This window comes from Limnohabitans sp. 2KL-51 (assembly GCF_003063645.1).
Lineage (GTDB): Bacteria > Pseudomonadota > Gammaproteobacteria > Burkholderiales > Burkholderiaceae_C > Limnohabitans_A.
On sequence record NZ_NESJ01000003.1, the window covers coordinates 1 to 23,088 of the forward strand.

Annotated in this window: 18 protein-coding genes and 2 pseudogenes; 9 read left to right on the forward strand and 11 right to left on the reverse strand. The window is 59.4% G+C overall.

Annotated features, from left to right (window positions below; all coding sequences use genetic code 11):
- The first annotated feature begins 1,065 nt into the window (after positions 1-1,065).
- From B9Z49_RS03165 to B9Z49_RS03175, 4 genes and pseudogenes are all read left to right on the forward strand, one after another.
- Positions 1,066-2,613 (forward strand): IPTL-CTERM sorting domain-containing protein, encoded by a 1,548-nt coding sequence (locus B9Z49_RS03165; RefSeq protein ID WP_158273404.1) that lies wholly within the window; start codon positions 1,066-1,068, stop codon positions 2,611-2,613.
- 56 nt (positions 2,614-2,669) lie between these two features.
- Positions 2,670-2,843: pseudogene (locus B9Z49_RS22160) on the forward strand (M3 family metallopeptidase); the annotation flags it as partial.
- Positions 2,844-3,225: 382 nt separating this feature from the next.
- A complete protein-coding gene (locus B9Z49_RS03170; protein ID WP_146188455.1) occupies positions 3,226-4,122 on the forward strand; it encodes an IPTL-CTERM sorting domain-containing protein in 897 nt (298 codons plus the stop codon).
- On the forward strand, positions 4,115-5,779 hold the full coding sequence (locus tag B9Z49_RS03175) for a beta-propeller fold lactonase family protein (RefSeq protein WP_158273405.1): 1,665 nt from the start codon (positions 4,115-4,117) through the stop codon (positions 5,777-5,779). Before B9Z49_RS03170 ends, B9Z49_RS03175 begins: the two co-directional genes overlap by 8 nt.
- Before the next feature lie 798 nt (positions 5,780-6,577).
- On the opposite strand, the pseudogene B9Z49_RS03180 reads toward B9Z49_RS03175, so the two are convergent.
- Positions 6,578-6,826 (reverse strand): annotated as a pseudogene (locus B9Z49_RS03180) (integrase core domain-containing protein); the annotation flags it as partial.
- A gap of 6 nt (positions 6,827-6,832) precedes the next feature.
- Here B9Z49_RS03180 and B9Z49_RS21730 point away from each other — a divergent pair.
- Both B9Z49_RS21730 and B9Z49_RS03190 read left to right on the forward strand, forming a co-directional pair.
- Complete coding sequence (locus B9Z49_RS21730; RefSeq protein ID WP_233254491.1) at positions 6,833-7,126, forward strand: IPTL-CTERM sorting domain-containing protein; 294 nt, start codon at positions 6,833-6,835, stop codon at positions 7,124-7,126.
- A gap of 55 nt (positions 7,127-7,181) precedes the next feature.
- Positions 7,182-7,631: a hypothetical protein gene (locus tag B9Z49_RS03190; protein WP_108352012.1), complete on the forward strand. Its 450-nt coding sequence runs from the start codon at positions 7,182-7,184 to the stop codon at positions 7,629-7,631.
- Positions 7,632-7,793: 162 nt separating this feature from the next.
- On the opposite strand, the gene B9Z49_RS03195 is transcribed toward B9Z49_RS03190, so the two are convergent.
- The 10 genes from B9Z49_RS03195 to B9Z49_RS03240 all read right to left on the reverse strand — a co-directional run bounded on the left by B9Z49_RS03195 (position 7,794) and on the right by B9Z49_RS03240 (position 20,065).
- Positions 7,794-9,017 (reverse strand): phytanoyl-CoA dioxygenase family protein, encoded by a 1,224-nt coding sequence (locus tag B9Z49_RS03195; RefSeq protein WP_108352013.1) that lies wholly within the window; start codon positions 9,015-9,017, stop codon positions 7,794-7,796.
- Positions 9,018-9,457: 440 nt separating this feature from the next.
- The gene (locus B9Z49_RS03200) at positions 9,458-10,792 is read right to left on the reverse strand and encodes a dicarboxylate/amino acid:cation symporter (RefSeq protein WP_233254492.1); all 1,335 of its coding nucleotides are present in this window, start codon (positions 10,790-10,792) and stop codon (positions 9,458-9,460) included.
- A 56-nt stretch (positions 10,793-10,848) separates the two neighbouring features.
- Positions 10,849-12,018 carry an ABC transporter substrate-binding protein gene (locus B9Z49_RS22165; protein WP_233254493.1) on the reverse strand — a complete coding sequence of 390 codons (1,170 nt, stop codon included), beginning with the start codon at positions 12,016-12,018 and terminating at the stop codon, positions 10,849-10,851.
- On the reverse strand, positions 12,015-14,216 hold the full coding sequence (locus tag B9Z49_RS03210) for an adenylate/guanylate cyclase domain-containing protein (RefSeq protein ID WP_108352014.1): 2,202 nt from the start codon (positions 14,214-14,216) through the stop codon (positions 12,015-12,017). The genes B9Z49_RS22165 and B9Z49_RS03210 overlap by 4 nt, the downstream gene beginning before the upstream one ends.
- 51 nt (positions 14,217-14,267) lie before the next feature.
- Positions 14,268-14,912, reverse strand: coding sequence for a formyltransferase family protein (locus B9Z49_RS03215; RefSeq protein ID WP_108352015.1), 645 nt, complete (start codon positions 14,910-14,912; stop codon positions 14,268-14,270).
- Positions 14,913-15,294: 382 nt separating this feature from the next.
- Positions 15,295-15,582 carry a hypothetical protein gene (locus B9Z49_RS22485; protein WP_369913367.1) on the reverse strand — a complete coding sequence of 96 codons (288 nt, stop codon included), beginning with the start codon at positions 15,580-15,582 and terminating at the stop codon, positions 15,295-15,297.
- Positions 15,579-17,084 carry an amidohydrolase family protein gene (locus B9Z49_RS03225; protein WP_108352016.1) on the reverse strand — a complete coding sequence of 502 codons (1,506 nt, stop codon included), beginning with the start codon at positions 17,082-17,084 and terminating at the stop codon, positions 15,579-15,581. The genes B9Z49_RS22485 and B9Z49_RS03225 overlap by 4 nt, the downstream gene beginning before the upstream one ends.
- 161 nt (positions 17,085-17,245) lie before the next feature.
- The gene (locus tag B9Z49_RS03230) at positions 17,246-18,499 is read right to left on the reverse strand and encodes an MFS transporter (protein ID WP_108352017.1); all 1,254 of its coding nucleotides are present in this window, start codon (positions 18,497-18,499) and stop codon (positions 17,246-17,248) included.
- Complete coding sequence (locus tag B9Z49_RS03235) at positions 18,496-19,245, reverse strand: GntR family transcriptional regulator (RefSeq protein WP_108352018.1); 750 nt, start codon at positions 19,243-19,245, stop codon at positions 18,496-18,498. Before B9Z49_RS03235 ends, B9Z49_RS03230 begins: the two co-directional genes overlap by 4 nt.
- A 13-nt stretch (positions 19,246-19,258) precedes the next feature.
- Positions 19,259-20,065, reverse strand: coding sequence for an SDR family NAD(P)-dependent oxidoreductase (locus tag B9Z49_RS03240; RefSeq protein WP_146188457.1), 807 nt, complete (start codon positions 20,063-20,065; stop codon positions 19,259-19,261).
- A gap of 181 nt (positions 20,066-20,246) precedes the next feature.
- On the opposite strand from B9Z49_RS03240, the gene B9Z49_RS03245 reads away from it, so the two are divergent.
- The 3 genes from B9Z49_RS03245 to B9Z49_RS03255 are packed head-to-tail and all read left to right on the forward strand — an operon-like array spanning position 20,247 to position 23,076.
- Complete coding sequence (locus B9Z49_RS03245; RefSeq protein ID WP_158273407.1) at positions 20,247-21,116, forward strand: tripartite tricarboxylate transporter substrate binding protein; 870 nt, start codon at positions 20,247-20,249, stop codon at positions 21,114-21,116.
- Between the two features lie 5 nt (positions 21,117-21,121).
- Complete coding sequence (locus B9Z49_RS03250) at positions 21,122-22,282, forward strand: CaiB/BaiF CoA-transferase family protein (RefSeq protein WP_199224969.1); 1,161 nt, start codon at positions 21,122-21,124, stop codon at positions 22,280-22,282.
- On the forward strand, positions 22,279-23,076 hold the full coding sequence (locus B9Z49_RS03255) for an enoyl-CoA hydratase/isomerase family protein (RefSeq protein ID WP_108352021.1): 798 nt from the start codon (positions 22,279-22,281) through the stop codon (positions 23,074-23,076). The genes B9Z49_RS03250 and B9Z49_RS03255 overlap by 4 nt, the downstream gene beginning before the upstream one ends.
- Positions 23,077-23,088: the final 12 nt, after the last annotated feature.

Sequence of the window (23,088 nt, forward strand, 5' to 3'; positions counted from 1 at the left end):
ATCTTGTCGGTCTCGGTATTCGAGAAAACCGAGGTTTCAAGCGCCTTGCAGCTCGATGGCAACACAATCGACAACCCGTCCGACGCTAACCAGTTGAATTTATTCACTTTTTAACCGGACACTACTGTAAGTACATACAGATTCAGACCGTTGGTGTCGGCAGTTGCAGTAGTCAGTAGTTTTTGCTTTTGGCACACAAGTGCTTGGGCTGTTTGTACTGGGGATTCCGTCATCAACTCAGCCGTCACCACAACACAAGTTATTTCAACAGAGTTGTGCAGTTTTACGGTAGCAAATAGTCGATCTATTACTACTTCCACAGATTACAGCTATGGCATTCAAAATAGCACTGGCACGATCACATCGTTAAGCAACTACGGCTCGATTTCAACCAATGGCAGGGAAGCCCACAGCATCCTCAATTTTTTCGGGACAATCACATCACTGAAAAACACCGGCTCGATATCTTCAGCCGGCTCTCTCAGCAATGCCATTCTCAACGATTACAGCACCATCACCACGCTCACCAATACCGGCACCGTATCAGCGCCCAATGGTGCTGGCATCTCTAATAATTATGGTGCCATTGGCACACTGAACAATCAACAGGGTGGAAGCAGCCCCCTGACCTACTCAGGTCAGTTGCCAGCCAATTACAACATCATGATTGGCAGCTCGACCAATTACGGTAAGTTGTCGGTGACAGCTCCCACAAATGCTTCGGATACGAGTGGCATCACGTTTAACATTTATGGAAATACCGGCACAACACTGCTGTCAGGTGTTTCTGCATCGACTTTGGCCGCCGGTACTTATAGCGAAGTGATCACTGGATTATCAGCCAGCAATATCGCGAGCAGCAGTTTAAGCGGCACCTTCCCAGGTGGTTTCAATTGGCAATTGGCGGCTAATGGAAACGTTATTGGTTCCACCACTTGGGATTTGGTCGTAACTGCTCCACAAGCTGCTCCACAAGCGACCCTTTCGGCAGTATCAACACCCAGCAGCATCACCGTCAGCGGCACTTCTACACTGAGCACAACCGGCGGCAGTGGCTCGGGTAATGTGACCTATTCATTGGTCAGTGGCCCATGCACCTTGAGCGGTGCCACCTTGACAGGAACGGGCGCGGGCAGTTGCATCGTGACCGCGACCAAAGCCGCCGACAGCACTTACGCTTCTGCCACGTCTTCACAGCTGTCGGTCGGTGTTTCTCTGGCCCCTCAAACAACCCTTGTGGTTGCCACAACTACAAGCAGCATCAATGTCAATGGAACAACAACACTGAGCACAACCGGTGGAAGTGGCACGGGCGCTGTGAGCTATTCACTGATCAGTGGCCCATGTACCTTGAGCGGTGCCACCTTGACAGGAACGGGCGTCGGCAGTTGTATTGTGACCGCATCCAAGGCTGCCGACAGTACCTATTCTTCTGCAACGTCATCACAGTTGACCGTCACCATCACTGCGTCAGCAAGCCCATCCACCACCATTGGGGCTGGCTCCTCCGTATCTGTCAGCAACTTGGGCGTTAACCCCGCCTTGTCAGGTGGCACACTGGTTCTAAATTCCGGAGATTCTTCTACGGTTGCTATTGCTATCACCAACAGCAGTGGGACCATTCAACAGCCGACTTCGGGTTCTGCCACCCTCTCGGGTGTGTTTTCTGGCAGCGGGGGCTTAACGTTCATCGGCAATGGCATTACCATCTTTTCAGGTGCCAACACCTACTCGGGTGGCACCACGGTTTCAGGCGGCACGCTGGTGGTCGCTGGCCCTTCGCCAACGGGCACTGGCGATATCTTTGTGGCAACGGCAGGATCGTTGATGGGCACCGGCACCATTGCGGGCAATAGCATTGTTTCCGGTGTTATCAAACCCGGTAACTCACCCGGCCACCTGTCCATACTGCAAAACCTCACCTTGAATTCTGGCGCCACATTCATTGAAGACATTGCCGGTACCACCCCATCGAGCAGCACAACACCGGTTGGCGCCACGGGTTATTACGCGGTTTTGAATGTGGGCGGCCAGTTGACGATCAATTCAGGCGTCACCTTGACCCCGCGTTTGTCCAACCTGTTCAGCTCAGGTGAACCGGGCTACGGAAGTGCCATCTACGTTCCCGTGCTGGGCGATGTGTTTCGTATCGCCACTGCCGCGGGCGGCATCTCTGGGCGCTTTGCCACACTGACGCAACCGGCAGAGTTAACCAGCGGCACGCAGTTGCTCGCGTTTTACAACGTGAACAACAGCAACAGCCTCGATCTGGCGGTGGTGCCCACGTCGTACAGCGCAAGCCTGGCGGGCAGCACGCCCGCAGTGGTGTCAGCGGCCAGCGTGTTGGACCAGTGGGTGGCTTTGAACAAAGCAGGCACAGCAACTGCAACGCAAAACCAGCTGCTGTTGGGTGTGGCCAGTCAAACCGCGGCCAACCTGTCTGCTCATGTGCAGCAGAACGCAGCACAAATTCTTGCAACTGCCGCAGCAACTGCCCCCATCCCAACCCTGAGCCAATGGGCCATGATTTTGTTGGTCAGCTTGATGGGGATGCTGGGCTTTGTGCGGATGCGCCGTGGCCGCCAGCCTGGCTTTGCTGGGGACATTGCCTGAAGAGGCTTGAAGCCGAGTCTGGGTGGCATGCGGAAACGGGCGAGCCCCTACCCCTGTTCGACAAAACCGCCGCCGACGGCACGCCCAGTGTGGGAACCGGACGCCTGTACCGCTAGGCCATTCTTAAACCGGGCGGCAACCATCAGGCGCTCGAATCATTCAAAGCCTTCCGGGGCCGCGAGCCCAGCTTAGACGCCTTGCTGCGGCATCAGGGCATGGTCGCCGGTTGAGGGCTAGCGAGGCCAAGCTTGATCCAGTTGATGGCCGGATTGACGTTGGCCCTGCCGTTTGGGCAAGTCCAACCTTGGCATGGGTACAGCTCATCAAAAAACTCTTCCGTGGATTGACAAAAACCATATTTTCGATACAGTAGTTCCGAAATTTGAAACTCGTTATCTTTTTTGCGTGTGACGAACACCCAAATTTATTTGGCTTCATCCATACAAATTCCTTTTTTGGGGTGTCCATGAGTTTCCTTGAACGTCAAGTGGTGCTTTTTTGAACCTCGTAAAACCCGTTGCCAATTGTCTTGTATGGATGCTCTTGGCCTTTTGCGCCCCAGCGGCCGCAACCCCCATTGACCTGTCCCAATTGTGCGGTTCAGGTGATTGCGTGGTTTCCGCCAACACCACCATCGGCTCTGCCAGCAGTCCTCTGGCGGTGCAAGGCAACTTCACCATCAATTCGGGCGTCGTCCTGGAATACCGCGTTCCCATCCGCATCGATGTTGCCGGCAACATGCTCTTGGCGGGTACGCTCGGCGCACCCGGTCACGGCGGCGATGGGGGCGTAGGCGGCAACTCGGGCCAAGCGGGGGGAGCTGGAGGAAGCGCGCCTGCGGTGGTCAGTGGGCTTTTCAACGTACAAGGATCGATCACCCTTGGCGCGAGCGCGGCCGCTGCGGCCGATGGCGGCTCCGGTGGCTCAGGTGGTTTACCCGGTTTTGGGCTAAGCACGGGAGGTGCCGGAGGCAGCGGAGGGGCTGCAGGCACCCTCACCTTCAACACCTGCGGCTCATTCACCAGCGCCACCGGTGCACGAATTTTGACCAACGGTGGCGCCGGCGGTATTGGACAAATCGGGGCTTTGGGCGGTGTCGGTGGAGCCGGCGGCTCGGTCATCATTCAGGCCAAGCAGACCATCGTGAGCAATGCGGGCATCACCGCCTTGGGCGGTGCAGGTGGCAGTGGAGGATCGGGGGCCGGAGCCCAAGGGGCAGACGGGTCGATTGCGCTGACTGCGTTGGGATCGATCACGTTTGGCGCAGGCACCCTGAACTCTGGGGCCAACACAGCTTCTGTCAACCCAAATCAGACATCCATCGCTTCATTGAGCTACTGCACAGCACCCAATGGAGGTGCCAACCTTCCCGCCATTCCAACACTGTCTGAATGGGCCATGGTGTTACTGGCTTCTTTGGTGGCGATGTTGTCCATGTTGATGTTGCGCCGCAAAGCCGGATCGCGTTCAAACCCCAAGTCTGGGATGAAGGCGAAGACCCATGCGTAAACAGTCTTTTTTAAATCCTCTCCTTGCTGTTTTGTTGGCTTGGGTGGCCCTGTCTGGACAGGCGCATGCGGTGGCGTCTGCCAATGGCGCAGGTGGTGCCGGTGGTGCCGCAGCCTCGTTGCTGGGCAACGGCGGCAAAGGGGGCAATGGAGGTACGGGAGCGAACGGTTTGAACGGTGTGGGCGGCGCAACCCCAGGCGCTGCTGGGGGGGCAGGCGGTAACGGAGAAGATGGCGGCGCAGGCGGTGCAGGCGGCCGTGGTGGATCGCTCGCGGGCAATGGCGGTGCGGGTGGCAACGGCGGCAATGCCGGTTTGGGGGGTAATGGCGGCCAAGGTGCGGCAGGCAACGCTAGCACGCCCAATGGCGGCGCTGGCGGCAATGGTGGCAATCCGGGAGCGGCAGGCGCGGGCGGTTCAGGCGGCTCTGGCGCAGTGGCTGGCGTCACAGGTGCTGCGGGAGCCGCAGCAACCTCAGGCGGCAATGGCGGCAATGGCGGGGCGGGTTATGACGCCAGCGCCGACTTGAGCGCGGTCGCGGGCACGGCGGGCGGCAACGGCGGCGCTGGCGGCAATGGCGGCTCGGTGGGCAATGGCGGCAACGGCGGAGCCGCGGGGAGTGGTGTTGCAGGAGGTCTGGCTCCGGCCCCCAACACCGTGACCAACACCATAGTTGTAGGCAGCAACCCGAGCTGGGTTGCGGTCAACCCGGCCGGCACCCGCGCCTACGTCGCCAACCCAAGCGGAAACTCGGTGTCGGTGATCAACACGGCCAACAACACCGTGACTGCCACCATCAGCGTTGGCGCCTTCCCTCTCGCGGTGGCGGTCAATCCCGCGGGCACCCTTGCTTACGCCACCAACGCAGCCGCAGACTCGGTGTCGGTGATAGCCACGGCCACGAACACCGTGACTGCCACCATCCCTGTTGGCGCCTTCCCGTTCGCGGTGGCGTTCAATCCAGCCGGCACCCGCGCCTACGTCGCCAACGCAAACGGCGATTCGGTGTCGGTGATCGACACGGCCACCGACAACTCGATCGCCACCATCCCTGTCGGCGACTTCCCGGTCGCTGTGGCGGTCAACGCGGCCGGCACCCTCGCCTACGTCACCAACCAAAACGGCAACACGGTATCGGTGATCAACACGGCCAACAACAACGTGACCAACATTGCGGTCGGCCGATACCCGCGCGGGGTGGCGTTCAACCCGGCCGGCACCTTCGCCTACGTCACCAACCAAAACGACGACACGGTATCGGTGATCGAAACGGCCACGAACAACGTGACCGTCACCATCGCTGTCGGCAACCTCCCGAACGGGGTGACGGTGAACCCGGCCGGCACCCTCGCCTACGTCACCAACCTAGGCTACAACTCGGTGTCGGTGATCGACACGGCCACGAACACCGTGACCGCCACCATCCTTGTCGGTGGCACCCCGATCGCGGTGGCGGTCAACCAGGCCGGCACCCTCGCCTATGTCACCAACCAACGCGACAACTCGGTGTCGGTGATCGACATCGCCTCCCCGGTGGTGGCCGGCGGCAACGGCGGCAACGGAGGCGCGGGTGGCGCCGGCGGCCTGACGGGCAACGGCGGCAACGGTGGCAATGGCGGCGCCGCGGGGAGTGGTGGCACTGGCGGCACTGGCGGCTAGGTCAGACGGTAAAAATAGAGATTGTTTTTATCGTGCTGACTGTCGGTGCACCCAGCGACAGATGTGGAGTTGGCAGGCCAAAGTTGATCGGGGCGATGGCGGCGCTCCTAGCTTGGTCAGATCCAGTAGCGCCACGAGTGGCCAACATGTGATGAGGGCTAACCAAAGATGGTTGCCGCAAAAAAGGGCCGCACGGCCCAAAGTTTGGCTGTCTGTGAAGTCCCGATGAAAGCAAGAAACAAAAAATGTTTGACGCCTGCTTCATGGCTTCATCGGGTCTGGTCTGGTCTGGTCTTGAACCCAAAACCCAGTACCCACGGGATTGTGATTCAGGGGTCTGACTCACTGACTACATAGCTGGAAACTCAGCGCGATGCAGCGCTTAAAGACGGGCTTCACGCCACAGATCGCGATGGTGGCCTATGCAAATTTTTCGGTTTCTAACGAAATTGTAATTTTCTAATTTAAAAAATTTCGTAAAATTAAATTTATTATTTCTAGTATTAAAGCAATAGCAAACTTAAACCAGCGCCTCAATGGCCTCGGGTTCGTTTTATAGCTTACAACATCAAAGTTTTTTGAAAATGCAACTCTCTGACTGGATTCGTATTTGCCGAATGAAGTGGACCCCAAAGTCAGGACAGACTTGATGGCAGTTTAAGTTGCACTCAACTTCTCGCAGCTGGACGGCGCTGCCCCGGTTTTTGCCTTTTGTCTTGCAGGCTCAATCTTAATCCTGACTTCCCCGGTCGCAGTCCCGCTGGAGCGCAGCGCAACTGGGTGGCTTTCTCCAGTCCGGTATTTGTCCACGATCATCGCACCGCCGCCGCTTGAAGTCTTGTGAACCTCTTGCGGTGTCTGGTTGTCCAGTGACTGGTGGGGGCGCTCAGTGTTGTAGAAGGCAAAGTATTTCGTCAGGCCGACCAACAACTCGCCCATGGTGGCGTAGCCGTTGAGGTAGATGTCTTCATGCTTGACGCTCCTCCAAAGCCGCTCCACAAAGATGTTGTCATACGCCCGACCCCGGCCGTCCATGCTGATGGCAATGGGGTTTTGAACAAAGCAGGCACAGCGACTGCAACGCAAAATCAGGTGCTGTTGGGTGTGGCCAGTCAAACCGCGGCCACCCTGCCCGCTTATGTGCAGACGCACTTGGCGGAAATTCTGGGGACTGAAAACGCCCCCATCCCGACCCTGAGCGAATGGGCCATGATTTTGTTGGTCAGCTTGATGGGGATGTTGGGGTTGGTGTGGATGCGCCGTGTCAAATCGCCATGCCACACTACAAGTCCGTCAGCGTTAACGCTGCGCCGTCAAGCGCTGAGCCCAATAACCCCCAAGCCTTGAATCTGCCCCTTTTGAATACACAATAGCACTTATCAAAATTTTTTGGATTCATATCATGCGCAAAACCAAACAAATCTTAGCCTTGGCATTTGCTGCCTGTGTTGTGGGTGCGCATGCGGCTGACTCCAGCCCGTCAGAGCCTGCGTCATCTTGGCAAGCTCAAGCCCAAAAAGAAATCAAGGCAAACAATTATTCAGGAGCGATCAGTACGCTGGAGGCGGCCAACCAAAGCAACTCAGCCGATTGGAATAACCTGCTGGGCTATGCACAGCGAAAAAAATCCACCCCAGATTTGGCCGCAGCTGAGCGCTTTTACCTGGCAGCGCTCAAGATTGATCCCAAACACAGGGGCGCTTTGGAGTATTACGGTGAACTCTTGCTCATGAAGAACGATCTTGCAGGCGCTGAACAGATGTTGGCGCGCTTGGACAAAGCCTGTGTTTTCTCTTGCGAAGAATTTCGTGATTTGAAAGAGGCCATCGCGCGCTTCAAGAGCAAGAAATAGCGGATTGGTAGATCTGCAGTTCACCTGCGATTACTTATTGGCACCCCAGATGGTCGGTTTTCGGTCAGCGGCAACAGTCCCCGCTTGCCCACCCGCCTGATGGTCTCGCTCCTCAACCCCAAAAACGCCTTCAACGAAAGCGACGAAGACTTGATTCAGCGCTCAGATGCTCAGGTCCAGCCGGTTGTAGTCCTTCAACGTCGCGCGCACGGTCTCGTCCCAGCTGAAACGCTCGCCAGATTCGGCGTGCGGCCGATAGACGAAGGGCGTCTCCTGTGTGAAGCGCTGCCGCCGGGCGTCGATACCGTAGCCGATAGCGCGGGCCCGCTCGCGGATGCGGGCGTCGTCGAACACCGCCGGCGTCGCATGGATGCCGCCGCCCATCACGCCGAGCACCGAGCGTCGCCGGTGAAAGCCGAGGTTGAGCGTGATCCGCCAGTCGGGGCTGGTGTTGGCGAACGAGCCGTGCACCGCCTGCCGGTTGGTGATCGCCACGTCTCCGGGCTGGCAGATGATCGGTACCGCCTCGGGCAACCGGTCGGAGCCGGCCCGCGCCACCATTGCCTTGATGTCGACGCGGCGCTGGGCGTGCGACCCGGGCACCACCCACACGCCGTTGGCGGGCGTGCAGCCGTAGACCTGCGCCATGAAGTTGAAACCGTGCGAGCCGGCGTCCCAGTCGGGGCTGTCCCAGTGGGTGAGGCCGTCACGGTGCCAGGCCACCGATGCGCCCAGGCCGGGCTCCTTGATGAACAGCGCCTCGTTGAAGGGCACGAAGTCGTCGCCGTTGACCGCGGCGGCCACGGCGAGCAGGTCGGGATGCCCGTAGACCCGCAGATGTGTCTCGGAGAACTGCAGCGAGCCGAGGATCAGGTAGACGATTTCGTCGGGTGCACCAGCTGCCGCCGTAGGTTCATGCATCTTCACCGGATGGCGGCCCCCGGCAAGCGCGGTGCCGCCGAACGGATCGGCCAGGGGCTTCGACCAGAACAGGGTCGGTGCGGTGTTGTCGACCGCCAGCGCGGGCCGTCCCAGGGCATCCACGGCAGCGCCGCGATGGACGGGCAACCGGCCGAGCACGTTGTCGCGCAGGTCGGCCTCGATGTCGGCCAATTCCTCCGGGCCCAGCACGCCTTCGAGCACGTAGAAGCCGCAGCGCCAGTAGGCGTCGAGGATCTCGGGGTGGATTTGGCCGTCTGCGGTGCGGCGGATGGGGCCGCGGTTGCCGAGCGCGAAGGCCCGGGCCTCGCCGTCGCGCAGGTAAGACTGCATCGCGGCGGCATGCGCTTCTTGCGTCTCGTCAGCCGCGCTGACCGTGTCGGCGGCAGATGACGTGGATGAAGCGGATACCGCCGTTGTTTCTTGCCGGTTGTTCGGATGTTCCATTGCCTGGTCTCCTGACGATCGTGATCGGTGTTGCGTTGCTGATACCCTGAAGCCGTCCGTCGTTCAGTCCGGCAGCGAGAATCGGTCCTAGCGCCAGCGTGACTTGGCGTCCACAATGGTTCGCGGCCGCTTGCCACAAACTTATACCACACGAAGCGCGGGCCACCGGAGGTGGCACAAACACATGGGTGGTGTGATTCCAAAGAGCCGTATGTTGCCGCAGATCCAATATTGACCACCTGGGGGTGCGGCTAAAAACTTGGACTGGTTTATGCCGTAAGTCCCAGGCTGTTTCTATATTGGATCGGCGTCAAAACTATAGACGCCGAAAGTCCATCAAAGCTGCCTCAACGCCGCCTCGAATATCTCCAGAGAGAGTTTGCCTGGACATTGCTGAAGGCATGTCCTTCTGCAAACTACACGAGAAGCAGTGCTGGCGACTAAGCCATGATGGAATCGAGGGGTTCAGGCGGCGGCGGTGGCGGAGGCTTAGGACAGATGATGGCAACTGATGCACATCCGGCAACAACGGTCACCGCCGTTCTTGCCATCGCGCAAAGCGGGTCAACTGCTACAAACAAGATAAACGCCGCTTCAAAGGGTAGGTTGAGGTATCCGCACACGGTACCAACCAGTGTAATGGTCACTATTCCGGCCATGCCCGAAGAAGCGAACCCGGAAAGAATAGAAACAATTACAACGATACCCATGTCCGCCATTCCAATGGGTCTGTCATACAACTCCGCAACGAAAAGTGTTGCGCAAACGAAATAGGCAACAGCCCCCACTTTGAGCAAAGAAACACTCAATGGAACCAGCAACTCCACTTGAGTCTTCGAGAAACCCAAGTGTTTGACAAGAGACTCAATCATCGCCGGCATACATGTAACGCTATTGTTGGTTGCAACGCCCAACGCAAACGGAGCGCGCATGGCGTGTGCCGCTCGCAAAAATGGAACCGATGCCCGACGACTCAGCGCATACGTTGAAATCACCAACAGTAAGGTACTCAGCGCTAGAAACGTGATCACAAATCCTGACATGGCCTTTAAAGGTTCCAGACCTGTTTCTGCGAGCTGGCTGGCCGCAAGACAAATCAGAACAAGCGGTATCGGTAAATTGACCCAATGTGTCAGTGTTTGGCACGCTTGATAAACGGTTTCAAGTGTTCTGTTCAAGCCATCAGAGACATGCGTTGGCACCTGCCCCACGGCAAAGCCAAACAATATGGCGAACACAAGGGCCTTGAGGGTGTCGCCTGTTGCCAGTGCACTAAAGATGTTCGATGGAATAAGGGATGTCAGAACGTCACCCACTGTTGTCTCCTTCGGAATTTCGTCGGCTTTTCTCAAATACATTTCAAGATTGCTACTTTGTGTATCAGCACCAACAATCTTCCCAAGTGCCGACGTAACACTCTCCGGCATGTTGTCACCAAGACTGGTGGTAGCGAAGAATCCTGCTGAGAGTAAGGCGGATGCACTGGCAAAGACTGCAAAGACGACAACTACCCTGCCAATGATTTTTGCGGCCCCACCCTCATGAAACAGGTTTTGAAGGGAGAAGATGACCGCTGACAACATAAACGGCAGAACGATCATCTTCAAGAGATCCACATACACCACACCCACCACAGCCAGGTTCTTCGAGAGATTCGGTAGGCTCAAACCCAGAATGGCGCCGAGAATCACACAACCCAACACGGTCAGTGGATGCGTAGCAAAGACTTTGTATTTTTGCATCTGGGTTATGGGCTTTGGAATGGCATCTTTCATGGCGGTTTCCTGAAAAAACGCGGGTGAAGTCATTGCGTTTTCTGGATTATTTGCGTTCACTTCAGCTCCTTTAGCATCTCTTCGACAGTCGGAATTTCCGTGCGTTGGGCGATGACTTCATCGATGAAAGTCAACAACGAGACATCATTGATTCCCACCATCACACTGATTGGCGAATAAAGGTCATTGAAGGTTACGGTCCGCAGGGTCAACGCAAGTTCAGGGTTGGGACGCATGATCTGCTGGATTTCGAATTCGTCGCGGTAGATGGCAACGACCTCCCCTTTCTTGACGGCCTCAACTGTCTTGGCCCAAGTTGGATAGGGCACGATCTTGGCCTTGGGGAAGTTTCTGCGCCCAAATTCTTCCCACGCAGAATTAGCAATCACGCCCAACTTGCCGGTGAAGTTTCTGATAACCCGTGGCGCAGCCCGGTCGCCCGAGATCTTGGCGAATTCCACTCGGTTGATTAGGAACGAGTGTCCCAGTCGGATGTAGACCTGACTGAAGTTGACCTTCTGCGACCTCGCAAGGGTTCTTGCAAGTCGTCCCATGGCAATGTCTGCGCGCCCGTCTGCGGCCATCTCTACGGCTGCATCGAAGGTCTTTGAGGTACGGTCAAACCGCACTGGCACTCCCAACTCTTTGGCGATCAAACGCGCCAGATCAATATCCGTTCCGACGTGTTCGCCGTCTTTATTTATGGAAAAAAACGGGAATGAGTCTGTGCCGATGAATGCCACCACCAGCTCCCCTCGACTCAGAATTCTGGCAATATCAGCGGCGACCATCTTGCCATTTGGTGCCTTGACCAGGGGTGACTTGCGCGCTGGAACAGATGTCGGTGGCACTTCAACGGCGGACTGCGGTACGGCGGCACCTGGCTTGGCCGGAACTGCCTGAGGCGCGACGACGGCCGGCTTTGCAGGTACTGCTTGCGGCGCTGACGTCGTGGGCTTCACAGGCAGCGCTTGCGGTGGCAACGTTGCGGCCTTGGCGGGGACCGCAGCCTGTGGAGCAGATGCAACTGGCTTGGGTTGGGTCGCCTGCGCAAAAGCCGGTGCATGCAGGCCCACCGAGAAAGCGATGGCGGCGAAAACGCGCACTAGGCGCTGGGTCAAACTCTGCCGGCCCGATTCAGCTCGCATGGGTTTTTGTGGAATCACGGATTCTCCTGTAAATGCTTCTTGTGGCGACAACTTGGTGCTGGGCTGAAACAGGCTCACGTAGCCATCCTTTCACGACATCTCTCCATCATGATGTTGGACAGCCCGTCGTCGTAGGTCTCGATAATCTTCTTGTACAGGTCACCCGCCTCTTTGTATTTGGCCGCCGTGTATAAAGTGAATGCCTCCCGCGTCAACTTGCACAGTTGCACATCATTCTCAGTTGCCGAGATTTCGGGTTCGTCACCGCAGATCGCGACCACTTCGTAGATAGGGATCTCACCCTTGCGGCCCTTCACGGTAATCACATCGATTGGGCGCGTCCAAAGACGCTCGCCAGCCTCCTTGTAGGTCGCGTGGCTGATACAGATGGAAGTAGCGAATTCCTTGTTGATACCCTCCAGGCGGGCTGCAACGTTCACACCGTCCCCCATGACCGTGTAGCTCATGCGCTCGGCAGAACCGATGTTGCCCACCAGAACCGCATCGGAGTGGATACCGATGCGGACGGTTAGGGGCGGCAGTCCTTCCTCAACTAGCTTGCGGTTCAATTCAACCATCCTGCGCTGAGACTTCACGGCTGCTCTGCAGGCGTGGTACGCATGATTCTGGTCCAGGAGCGGCGCCCCCCAGAAGGCCATCACCGAGTCCCCAATAAATTTATCGACCGTTCCCGATTCCTCCCGCACTGCATAGGTGACCAAGGACAAGTATTCCGAGACGAGTCGGACCAATTCGCGCGATGGAGTGACCTCGGAAATGGACGAAAAGCCCTGAAGGTCGGTAAAGAAAATCGTCAGGTAGCGACTCTCGCCACCGAGTTCAATGTCATTGCCATTTTTGAGTAAATCGTTGACCAGATCCCGAGGCACGTAAGAGGTAAATGCTTTGAGCGTATTACGCAGTTTATTGACAGTATTATAGAGAATGGTGATTTCCAAAATTCTGGACTTGATAACCTTCCTGGGTCGATTGAATTCGAGCAAATCACGAATCTCTTCGGTAAGGGTTTCAATAGGTCGAGAAATGGCTCGTGACAGGATGAAGGTCAGCAGCACCAGAAAAATGCATGTTGAGCCGCCGTAGACAATGAGTCTGCTATTGATCGCGTTGAGTCCAACCAGAAAGTCACTGACTGGAGCCAGCGTCAAAACTTCCCAATTCTTGTTGAAATTGTTGGGAAACGCTGTGAATCTGGCGAGGTAGGTCTCCCCGGTCAGTTCATTCTTGAACTCAAACGCGCGATCCTGTGTCGACAAGTACCTGTCATACGCCTGCTTGACCGCCTTGCCGCTGGACTCACGCACATTTTGCTTTTTCAGCCCTAACTTAATGATCGTGTACCCGTTGTCGGCAGCCGTACTGACCACAATATTGCCATCGACATCAATGATGTAGGACTCACTGTTTTTGCTGATCTGAATCGATTTGAGGAATTTGGCGATGGAGTTCAACTCGAAAGACTCACCAACCATTCCCTTGAAAACATTGTCTTTGAATATTGGCGTAGAGACAGTCATCGTGGCCTGAGAAGTGCTGCCCGACACATAGGGCTCGTCGAGCAGCAGGAAGCGATTTCGCTTCTCCTGGGGGATCTTTTCGACGGTCGAAAGCAAACTCTTGTAGAAGGGTCGGCCACGCGGATCGTAGTTATTCGGAACCGCAAACGTCTCAATGGGTGCGGCATCGCGGGTCTTGTAGAACTTGAAGACCGACTCCACCGGCTTTCCAGTCTTGGACGCGTCAGCAGGCATGCCAGAACGGTCGACGCTCCAGAAGTTAAAAACGGCGTCCGGTGACGGCACGCGATTGGCGATAATCATGCCTTCCCGCATGCGCTGGACTTGGCGGAAGTTTCCCTTGTCTGACGCCACAAATATAGACACCAGATTAGGGTTGTTCTCAAGGTGCAGCAACAACGTGTCGTTGACGTTATCAGTGTCAAACAGCCTTGGGTCATCACGCACTTGTTTGGCAATAGTCAGCAATGAGTCACCGATGGGGTCAAGCAGCGCAAGCAGCTTGTCAGTCATCTGGGTGTTGTGATTGGTGATGAGCGCTGCCGCGTTTTCCTTATATATCCCCAAATTGGTTTTGTAGATAAAGGCCACAAACACCGCGAATGCCGGCAATATCAAGCACAGAAAAAGTGTTGAGATGCTGACGTGAAGCTTGATCGCGAGTTTTGATACCTGCTCTTGTACGACGCCATTAACGGGCGCAATTACAGAGAGGTCTTTTGTGTGCGAACTTACCATGGTGATTTGCTTGTTGAAGTGAGCGAGAGTTGGCTCCCCTGGCTTTCAGGCTTATGAACTCGCAGCCTCATGTTTGGCAAAGATTTTTTGCATCTCCCGACTGGCCAATTGAGCCGCTTCATAACTGGTCGCCTTGTGCATGTCCGTCACAGTGGCTTCCTTTGGCATCGCGATCTTGCCCGACATTCCCAGCAGCGGGCCCGTGTCGAAACCCAGGTCCACTGAATGGAATGCAATGGTGCAGTAGGTCTTGCCATCGCGTTTAAGGGCATCGAACGGGTTACCGCCAACGTACTTCGATGGCCAACTGTCGTCAATACAGGGGTGCATGTTGTAGAACCCAAGTGGCGGGGTGTTAATGAGGCGGTCTTTGATGCGCTGTCCAAAGGTTGCCATCACGCAAATATCGGGCTTCCAGCCATCGATCACTTCGTAGAACGCGTCTTCATTTACTCGACCGGTAAAGCAGTCAATCCCGTTTTCTTTGGCAAGCTCGGCCACCATGACCTCTTCGTAGTCCGTATGGGGATACTGCCAAACACGCTTGTCCGCGCTGATGAAGGTCGCTTTTGGGTCGTCGGTGGCGACACCAACGACCGTCACCTTCTCGCTGATTTCGCCTATCAGCAGTTCACTGAGCAAGTTGAGTCCGCGGTAGTAACTCCCAAACATTGACACTCGGTATTTCTTGCCCATTATTCATTCCCTTACTAGTAAAAGCCTTCGCCTAACAATTAACACACTCCAGCGTCAACAATCCGCCTCCCGCTAAGGCGGGCTGATCATGGTCAATTCATCAAAAGATAGAAAACTGTTAAGTATGGCATATGATTGTGACTTCTCATGACCCACATTGGGATATGCTTGGATGATTGCACCGGGCCAGTTGCCCGAGGTTTTTCGAGATTTTTCGCCATGACCCGTTTTGGGCGGCGCCAGGCACAGCCATTCCCCGCAACGTTGGCAAAACCGCTGTTGCCCCCCTTACCAACTCAACTCACCAATTGACGCATGCGTGGTGACTCTGCACCCACCACGATGTGCTCCAGTATCTGCCGAATGTCGGCGCTGTGCGTGATCAAGGCGATGATTCGCATTGGCCCGCTACAGATGGGCATACCAGCGGGAACACCTCGTAGATGCGGGCGATCAACACCGCCCACAGGTAGTGCGCCGGGCGCTTGGGTGGCACCAGTTGGGCCGACTCGGCCTGAGTTGGGAGTGGGTTGCCTGCCCCAAGTGCGCCCTCGCCTGCATCGGTGCTGGTTGGCTCGGCCTGCGCCGGTCTGCTTGGCGCAGCTGTAGACCAGCTCTCTGTCCGCCTTGCGCAGCCGCTTACAGGGCTGAGGGCTGTCAAACCGCTCAAGCCCTTTGCATATAACCGTAACGCAAGTTGGTGCGGCCTTCGCCGTGCAAGTCGTATTCGGCGCGGGCCAGGGCCACGGGGTCGCCGTCCAGCGCGGCGCGTTGTTGCGGTGTGAAGGCATAGAGGCGCGCTGAGTTGCCGCCAAAGATGGCGTTCTTCACTGCGCCGTCGGGCGCGCCAAGGGGGGCAAAGCCGTATTTCTCTTGCATTTGTTGTGGAATTTCCAAGCGCCGCAGGCCTTCGATTTGCCATTGCGGCGCGCCAGTCCACACCGCGTCCGAGCCCCACACGATGTGGTCGGCGCCCAAGCCCTTGACCAGTTGACCCATCATGGCTGCGCACAAGCGCGGCTCGGCCAAGGTGCTTTGGGCAAAGATTTGACCCAGGTCGCCGTAAACGTTGTTGACGCCGTACTTTTGCGGGATCTCGGCCAGGTCGGTGACCCAGTCGATGCGCCCGGTTTGTTCAAACTGCTCCCAGCCCGTCATGTGGGCCCCACCGGTAAAGCGAAAGCCCGAGTGGTAGATGATGAAGTTGAGATCGGGAAAGTCTTTGGCCGCTTTGCCCACGTCGCGCACGTCAGCGTATTGCAGCAAGTTTGGAAACTGTTTGGTGGTGGAGGGCGGGAACAGGCCTTTGTGCACACACACATTGGCCAGGCTGGGTTTGGTTTTGCTCCATTTGACCAATTTTTCATAAAACGGGTAGAGCAGTTTTTCGTCGTCCAAATGCCAGGGGTGGCGCGCCAAACGTTTGTTGGTGTTGTCGCCAATGGTGTAACCCTTGAACGAGTCGGGCCGCAAGGTCTCGTGGTCTTGCTCGGCTTTTTCCAGCCAACCGGGCATCCCGGGCATGAAGATGGCGTGCGAGAACATGCGCTGGCTGCCCGCTTGTTGGTTGACGTTGCTGCGCGTTTGCGCCTTCATCTCGTTGGTCAAAAACCAGTCGCGAGGCTCCTCCGAACCCGAGCCAGAAATGAGCGCCACCTTGGTGTCGCTGTCGAGGTAAATTTCTTTGAAGTAGTTGGCAAACTTCAAGTCGTCCAGGGTTTGCGGTTTGTTCACCAGCGTGGGGTTCCAGCCCGCTCTGCCCACTGCTTCGCGGGATCGCACAAAGCCTTCGAGCCGCGTGTCGTCGCGCAAAAAGTGGGTGTGCATGTCCATGATGAACTGGCCCTTGAGCGCATTGGCCCGGGCATTGGCCATCTCGGGGGTTTGCGCTTCGGCACTGCTAACCATGTACAGCGGGCCGTAGGTCTCGTTCATGGCCAGATAAGCGGCAGCCATGCCCGCGGCACCTTGGAAAAATTTACGCCGCGAGACGCCTTGTTTTTTGGCCAGCGCGCTGCCGATTTGCTTGATGCGGGCTTCAAACTCGCGCTGCCTGGGCGTTTGGGCGGCGGGGTAAAACTCGTCGCTGGACACCGACTGGGTGGGGATGGGCGAGCGAAATTTAGCGTTTTCAGCGGGGATGAGCTTTTCCATCTCGTCGGTTGTCAGCATGGCGGTCTCCTGTGGGGTGTGGGCGCGGGGCTACAGTTGTTGTGCTCAACAATTTAGCCACAAGCGCAGTAGCGCGCAAGGCGAGAAACACGGGTTTATTTCGGGTGGCAAATTGCTAAAGCTTGTCTTAGAAGCAATCTGAACTGATGGCCATTTCAGATTCACCGGCCCCGTGATTCGGTAGATGGAATAGTCACCGCCGCATCCGCCGGCGTGCGCAGCATGGCCAAAGCCGCCAATGCGGTGACACCCGCCAGGAACAGGTAGCCCAGCGCATGGCTGCCGCCCTGCTGCACCAGCGCACTGAAAAGCACCGGGCCGAGCATGCCGCCGAAGAAGATGAAAAACTGCGTACCACCGCTGCTGGCCACCAGGTCTTCGCGCGGAACGGTGCGCAGCAACTGCGCGAAGAAGACACCATTCCAGCCCATGGTCGTGGCGCCGCAGGCGATCACGACCATGGTGATCACGGCGAAGCTGGCGTCGCGTGGCAGCAGCCCCAGTGCCAGGCAATTGAGCGCCATGCACAAACCCATGACGGAGAGCAGCACGCGCGGGCTCACCCAGCGATCGGCCACATGGCCCAGGGTGATGCGTGCCACCACACACGCCACCTGCGACGCCGCCAGTAGCCCAGCCGCCAGCGCCAGCGAGAGTCCCAGCTCCAGATAGAGACGGGCCACCACGAAGGTGAGAAAGCCTTGCTGCGCCAACGCATAGACACAAGTCACCAGGCTCAGTGCCCGTAGCGGCGGGTGGCGTAACACGGCGAGGAGATTGCTCAGTCCGCCCGGACCGGTGGGTACCTCGGTGCGTGTGCGTGTGCGTGCGCGATCTGCGCCGTCGAGCCGGCTGACGGCCGGCCCCAAGGCCAGCGCCAGCAGCAGGCAGGCGAAGGCCACGGCCCAAGCGGCGCCTCGCCAGCCCACAAGGCCCAGGCCCAAGGGCATCAGCATTCCCGCCAAGCCCACCCCGATCGGAACGCCAGTTTGCTTGAGCGAAAAGAACAGGCCGGGCGCGCCGGGTGGTGCATGGCGCCCGAGAATGTCGGCGGCCGCCGGGTTCACCGTGCCATAGCCCAGACCGATCAGGCCAGCCGCCAACCCAAACAAAATCAGGGGCTGGCCGATGGCGCCCAGCATCGTGCCAGCGGCAATCACCACCAGCACGCCCTGCGTCACTCGACCTGCGCCAAAGCGCGCCACCAACGGACCGCTGGAGAGGCCGGCGACCATCGCGACGGCATACACGCCCCCGACGAAAAAGCCCACCTGCTCTGGGGCCAACCCCAGCGCGGGCGCCACCGCCGGCGCCAGAATGGGGGCGACACTCATCACGAAGCTGGCCATGACCTGCGCAGCCAGCGTGACCTGCAAGGCCAGCCAGGGTCGTCGCTGCGGCGGCACGTCGCTCATGTTCCCCCGCCGCCGCCACCACCTTCTTCCAGGTGCCAGCGCGTCGTGAGCTCAAAACGTCCCACCGGGTGCACGTTGATGGAAACCGAGAGCAACCGATCGTTGCGACCGATGTAGAAGCGGCGCACCAGCAAGCCCGGCGACTTGGGCTTGACCCCCAGCACCCGCGCGCTCTGGGCGGGCACCGCGACGCTGCTGACCACCTGCTGCGCCTCCAGGATGCGCTCACCGCCGTATTTCTCGACCAGCCCGAACACCCAGGCCTGCCCCTCTTCGAGCTCGCGCTGCAGGCCGTGTGCCTCGGGGCGCACAAAGACTCGCATGTGCACGATAGGCTCGTCGGTGTCCAGCGTCTTGCGGCAGGTATTGAGTTCGAGCCAGGACTCGCCTAGCCCACATCGCAGCTGGTGGGCGAGCTCGGCGTCGGCTTCGATTGCGCGCGCACCAAGTACCTCCAGCCGTGTGTCTTGCGCGTAGGCCATGAGGTCGCCCAGAGACGACAGCGAGGCGACGTATTGCTTGCCACTGCGCAGCGCCCGCACTCGCGTGCCCACGCCCTGGTGACGCGACACCAGCCCCAGCTCGCACAGGTGGCGCACCGCCTCGCGCACCGTGTGCCGCGACACCGCAAAGCGTTGGCACAACTGAGGCTCGGGCGGTAGCAGCGACCCGACCGGGTAGCGGCCCTCACCGATCTCGCGCACGAGCGTGGTGGACAGCTGCTGGTAACGGGGCGAGGTGTTCACGGCGGCGTCCCGGTCAATACATGTAGTGGCCGCCGTTGACGTGGATCACCTGGCCGGAAATGAAGCCGCCGCGGTCGCCGCACAACAGGTCGCAGGCGGCAGCGAGTTCGTCGGTCGTGCCGTAGCGGCCCAGCGGAATTTCTTTCTCGAGTTGCTCGCGTTGCTGGTGGGTGTACTGCGACCAGTCGCGAACGGTGTCGATTGCGCCCGGCGCCACGGTGTTGGCGGTGATGCCGTCCACCCCGAACTCGCGCGCTAGGGCCATGGACAGACCGTGCAGGCCGGCCTTGGCGGTGATGTTGTGGGCCCGGTGCGTGACCTGCCCCCAGAAGCCGTCAAAGCCGGAGATCAGCACGATGCGGCCCCAACGACGCGGCTGCATGAGGGGAATGGCATGGCGGGTCAGGTAGAAGGCGGCCGAGAGGTTGGTACGCATCACCTCATCCCACTGCTCGGGCGTGATCTGCAGATAAGGCTGCTTGCGTCGGATGCCGACGTTGGACACCACGATATCCATCGAGCCAAAGTGCTCGGCGCCCGTGTGCACCAGCCGGGCCACCTCCGCATCGACGCTCACGTCGGCCATGACGCCCAAGGCCTTGCCACCTTGGGCGCGGATCTCGTCGACCACCCCATCCACCGCGGCGCGGTCGCTGTGCCCATTCACCACCACCTGCGCGCCTTGGGCGGCCAATGACAGCGCGATGGCACGACCAATGTTGCGGCCAGAGCCCGTGACCAGGGCCGTGCGGCCTGCGAGCGGGGCGAGAGGGTTGGCGGCAGTGACCATGGGAGTATTTCGGTTGACTTGGAGATGCACATCAGCATAACATGCGGACGTCCGGACGTTATCAGTCCAAGCGGGCACCGCCTACCCCACAACAGGAGACAACATGATCAACAAACGCCAAGCCGGCCTTGCACTGGCCACCCTCGTCCTTTCCCTCTCGGCGGTCGGCACGGCGCTGGCCCAGAGCTATCCGGACAAGCCTATCCGCCTCGTGGTGCCCTACCCCCCCGGCGCCTCCACCGACGCAGTGGGCCGCATCGTCGGTCAGAAGCTCTCGGCCAACATCGGCCAGACCGTGATTGTGGACAACCGCGCGGGCGCCAGCGGCAACATCGGCACCGAGTTTGTGAGCCGCTCAGCACCCGACGGCTACACCTTCGTGATGGGCACGGACGCCACCCACGCGTCCAACTCCTTCCTCACGGCCAACCCGACCTTCGATCCGATCAAGGACTTCACGCCCCTGGCCATCGTGGCAATGAACCCGATCGCGCTGGTGGTGCACCCCTCGGTGCCCGCCAAGGACTTGAACGAGCTCGTCGCCTGGCTCAAGGCCAACCCGGGCAAGGGCGGCTTTGGCAGCTCGGGCACCGGATCGCCCCACCACTTGGCGGGCGAGTTGCTCAAGGCCCGCACGGGCGCGCCGCTCATTCACGTGCCCTACCGTGGCGGCGGCCCGGCCCTCAACGACCTGATGGGCGGTCAGATCAGCCTGCTCTTTGCCAGCGCCATCACGGTGGTGCCCCATATTCAGAGCGGCAAGGTCAAGGCCATCGCGCTGACCAGCGCTAAGCGCTCGGGCATCCTGCCCAATGTGCCCACCATGGGCGAGAGCCTGGACGGCTTCGAGATGCCGTCGTGGCTGGCCTTCTTCGGCCCCGCCAAAATGCCCGATGCCGTGACCCGGCGCCTGAGCGACGAGCTGGTCAAGGTGCTGAGCGACCCTGACGTGCGCACTCGTCTGACCGCGGCAGGCATGGACGTTGTCGCCGGCGGCCAAGCAGAACTCACCGAGCTGCAGCGACGTGAATACCAGAGCCGCGGCAAGCTGATTCGTGACGCCAACATCAAAGGGGAGTGATCGTCTTGACACAAGCTTCTCCTGCCGCGGGCGCTGCGCCGCTCGCCGGCATCACGGTCATTGAGCTCGGTCACAGCGTGGCGGCCCCCTTCGCCGGGCAGATCCTGGCCGACCTTGGCGCCGAGGTGATCAAGATCGAAAAGGCCGCCGGCGACGACGCGCGCCACTGGGGGCCGCCCTTTTTGGATGGCGCGGCCGCCACCTTCCAGGGCATCAACCGGGGCAAGCGCTCGTGGGTCCTGGACCTGCGCGACCCCGATTGCCTGGCGCAGCTTCACGCGCTGATCGAGACTCGGGCCGACGTCGTGCTGCAGAACATGCGGCCCGGCCAGGTCGAGAAGCTGGCTCTGGACGCGGCCAGCCTGCGCGCGCGCAAGCCGGCGCTGGTGTATTGCAACCTCGGCGCCTTCGGCTCGGTCGGCCCCCTGGCCGATCGCCCTGGCTACGACCCGCTGATGCAGGCCTTTGGCGGCATCATGAGTGTGGTCGGCGAAGCCGGCGGCGCGCCGGTGCGGGTGGGGCCCTCCATCGTCGACATGGGCTCGGGCATGTGGGCGGCGATGGGGATCCTCTCACTCCTGATGCGCCGGCACACCACGGGCGAAGGCGGCGTGGTGGACGTCTCGCTGTTCGAGACCGCCGCCTGCTGGATGACCATGTACGCCACGCAGTACATGGCCGGCGGCGCGATGCCAGGCAAAAACGGCTCCGGCCAAGCCGGCATCGCTCCCTACCGCGCCTACCGCACCATCGACGGCGACCTGGTCGTCGCCGCGGGCAATGACAAACTTTTTCGTGCCTTGTGCGGCGTGGTGGGCCACCCCGCGTGGGCCGACGAGCCGCGCTTTGCCAGCAACGCGCTGCGGGTGGAAAACAGCCCCGCCCTCTACGCCTTGCTTGAAGCCTGTTTTGCTACCCAAACCACGCAGGCGTGGACCGAACGTCTCGACGCCGACGGCGTGCCCTGCGCCCCGGTGCAAAACGTCGCGCAGATGCTCGAGCACCCGCAGACCCAGGCCCTGGGCCTGATGCAGGACGTGCCTGGCAGCTCCGTGCCCCTGATGGGCCTGCCGCTGCGCCTAGACGGCCAGCGCCTGCGGCCCCACGGTCCCTCTCCCCGATTGGGTGAAATGAACGAAGACGCCACGGCGTTGCCCACCGCATGAACCTGCCGACTTACGACACGCTGCAGCTCACGTTGCATGACCCGCACCTGCTGGTAGTGACCCTCAACCGGCCGGACGTGCTCAACGCGATCAACACGCAAATGGGCCGTGATTTGTTGGATTTGTGGACCCGGCTCATTGTTGATGGTGAAGTGATCCGCGCGGTGGTGCTCACGGGCGCCGGCGATCGCGCGTTTTGCGCGGGCGGCGACCTGAAGGAGCGCCACGGCATGACGGACGAGACCTGGCGGCGCCAGCACGAGATCTTCGAGCGTGCGTTCTTCGCTCTGCAGGACTTACCGATGCCGGTGATCGCCGCAGTCAACGGCCACGCCTACGGGGGCGGATTGGAAACCGCGCTCGCCTGCGACTTCCTGTACGCCAGCCGCAACGCGAAGTTCGCGCTGTCCGAGACGCGCCTGGGCATCATGCCCGGTGGCGGCGGTACGCAAAATCTGGCACGCGCCGTCGGCGAGCGCCGGGCCAAGGAATTGATCCTGCGCGCGCAGGCCTTTGACGCCGAGCAGGCCCTGGCTTGGGGCCTGGCCAATCACTTAAGCGAGCCGGGCCACGTGCTCGAGGACGCCCTGGCCAGCGCCGCCGGCATCGCTGCCAACGGGCCACTGGCCGTGCGCCAGGCCAAGAAATCCATTCACTTCGGTTTGCAAGGCGACCTGCTGACCGGCTGCCGCTTCGAGATAGAGGCCTACAACCGGCTCGTCTCCTCCGAGGACCGTCGCGAGGGCGTACGAGCCTTCAACGAGAAACGCGCGCCCGACTTCAAGGGACACTGAACCCCCATGACC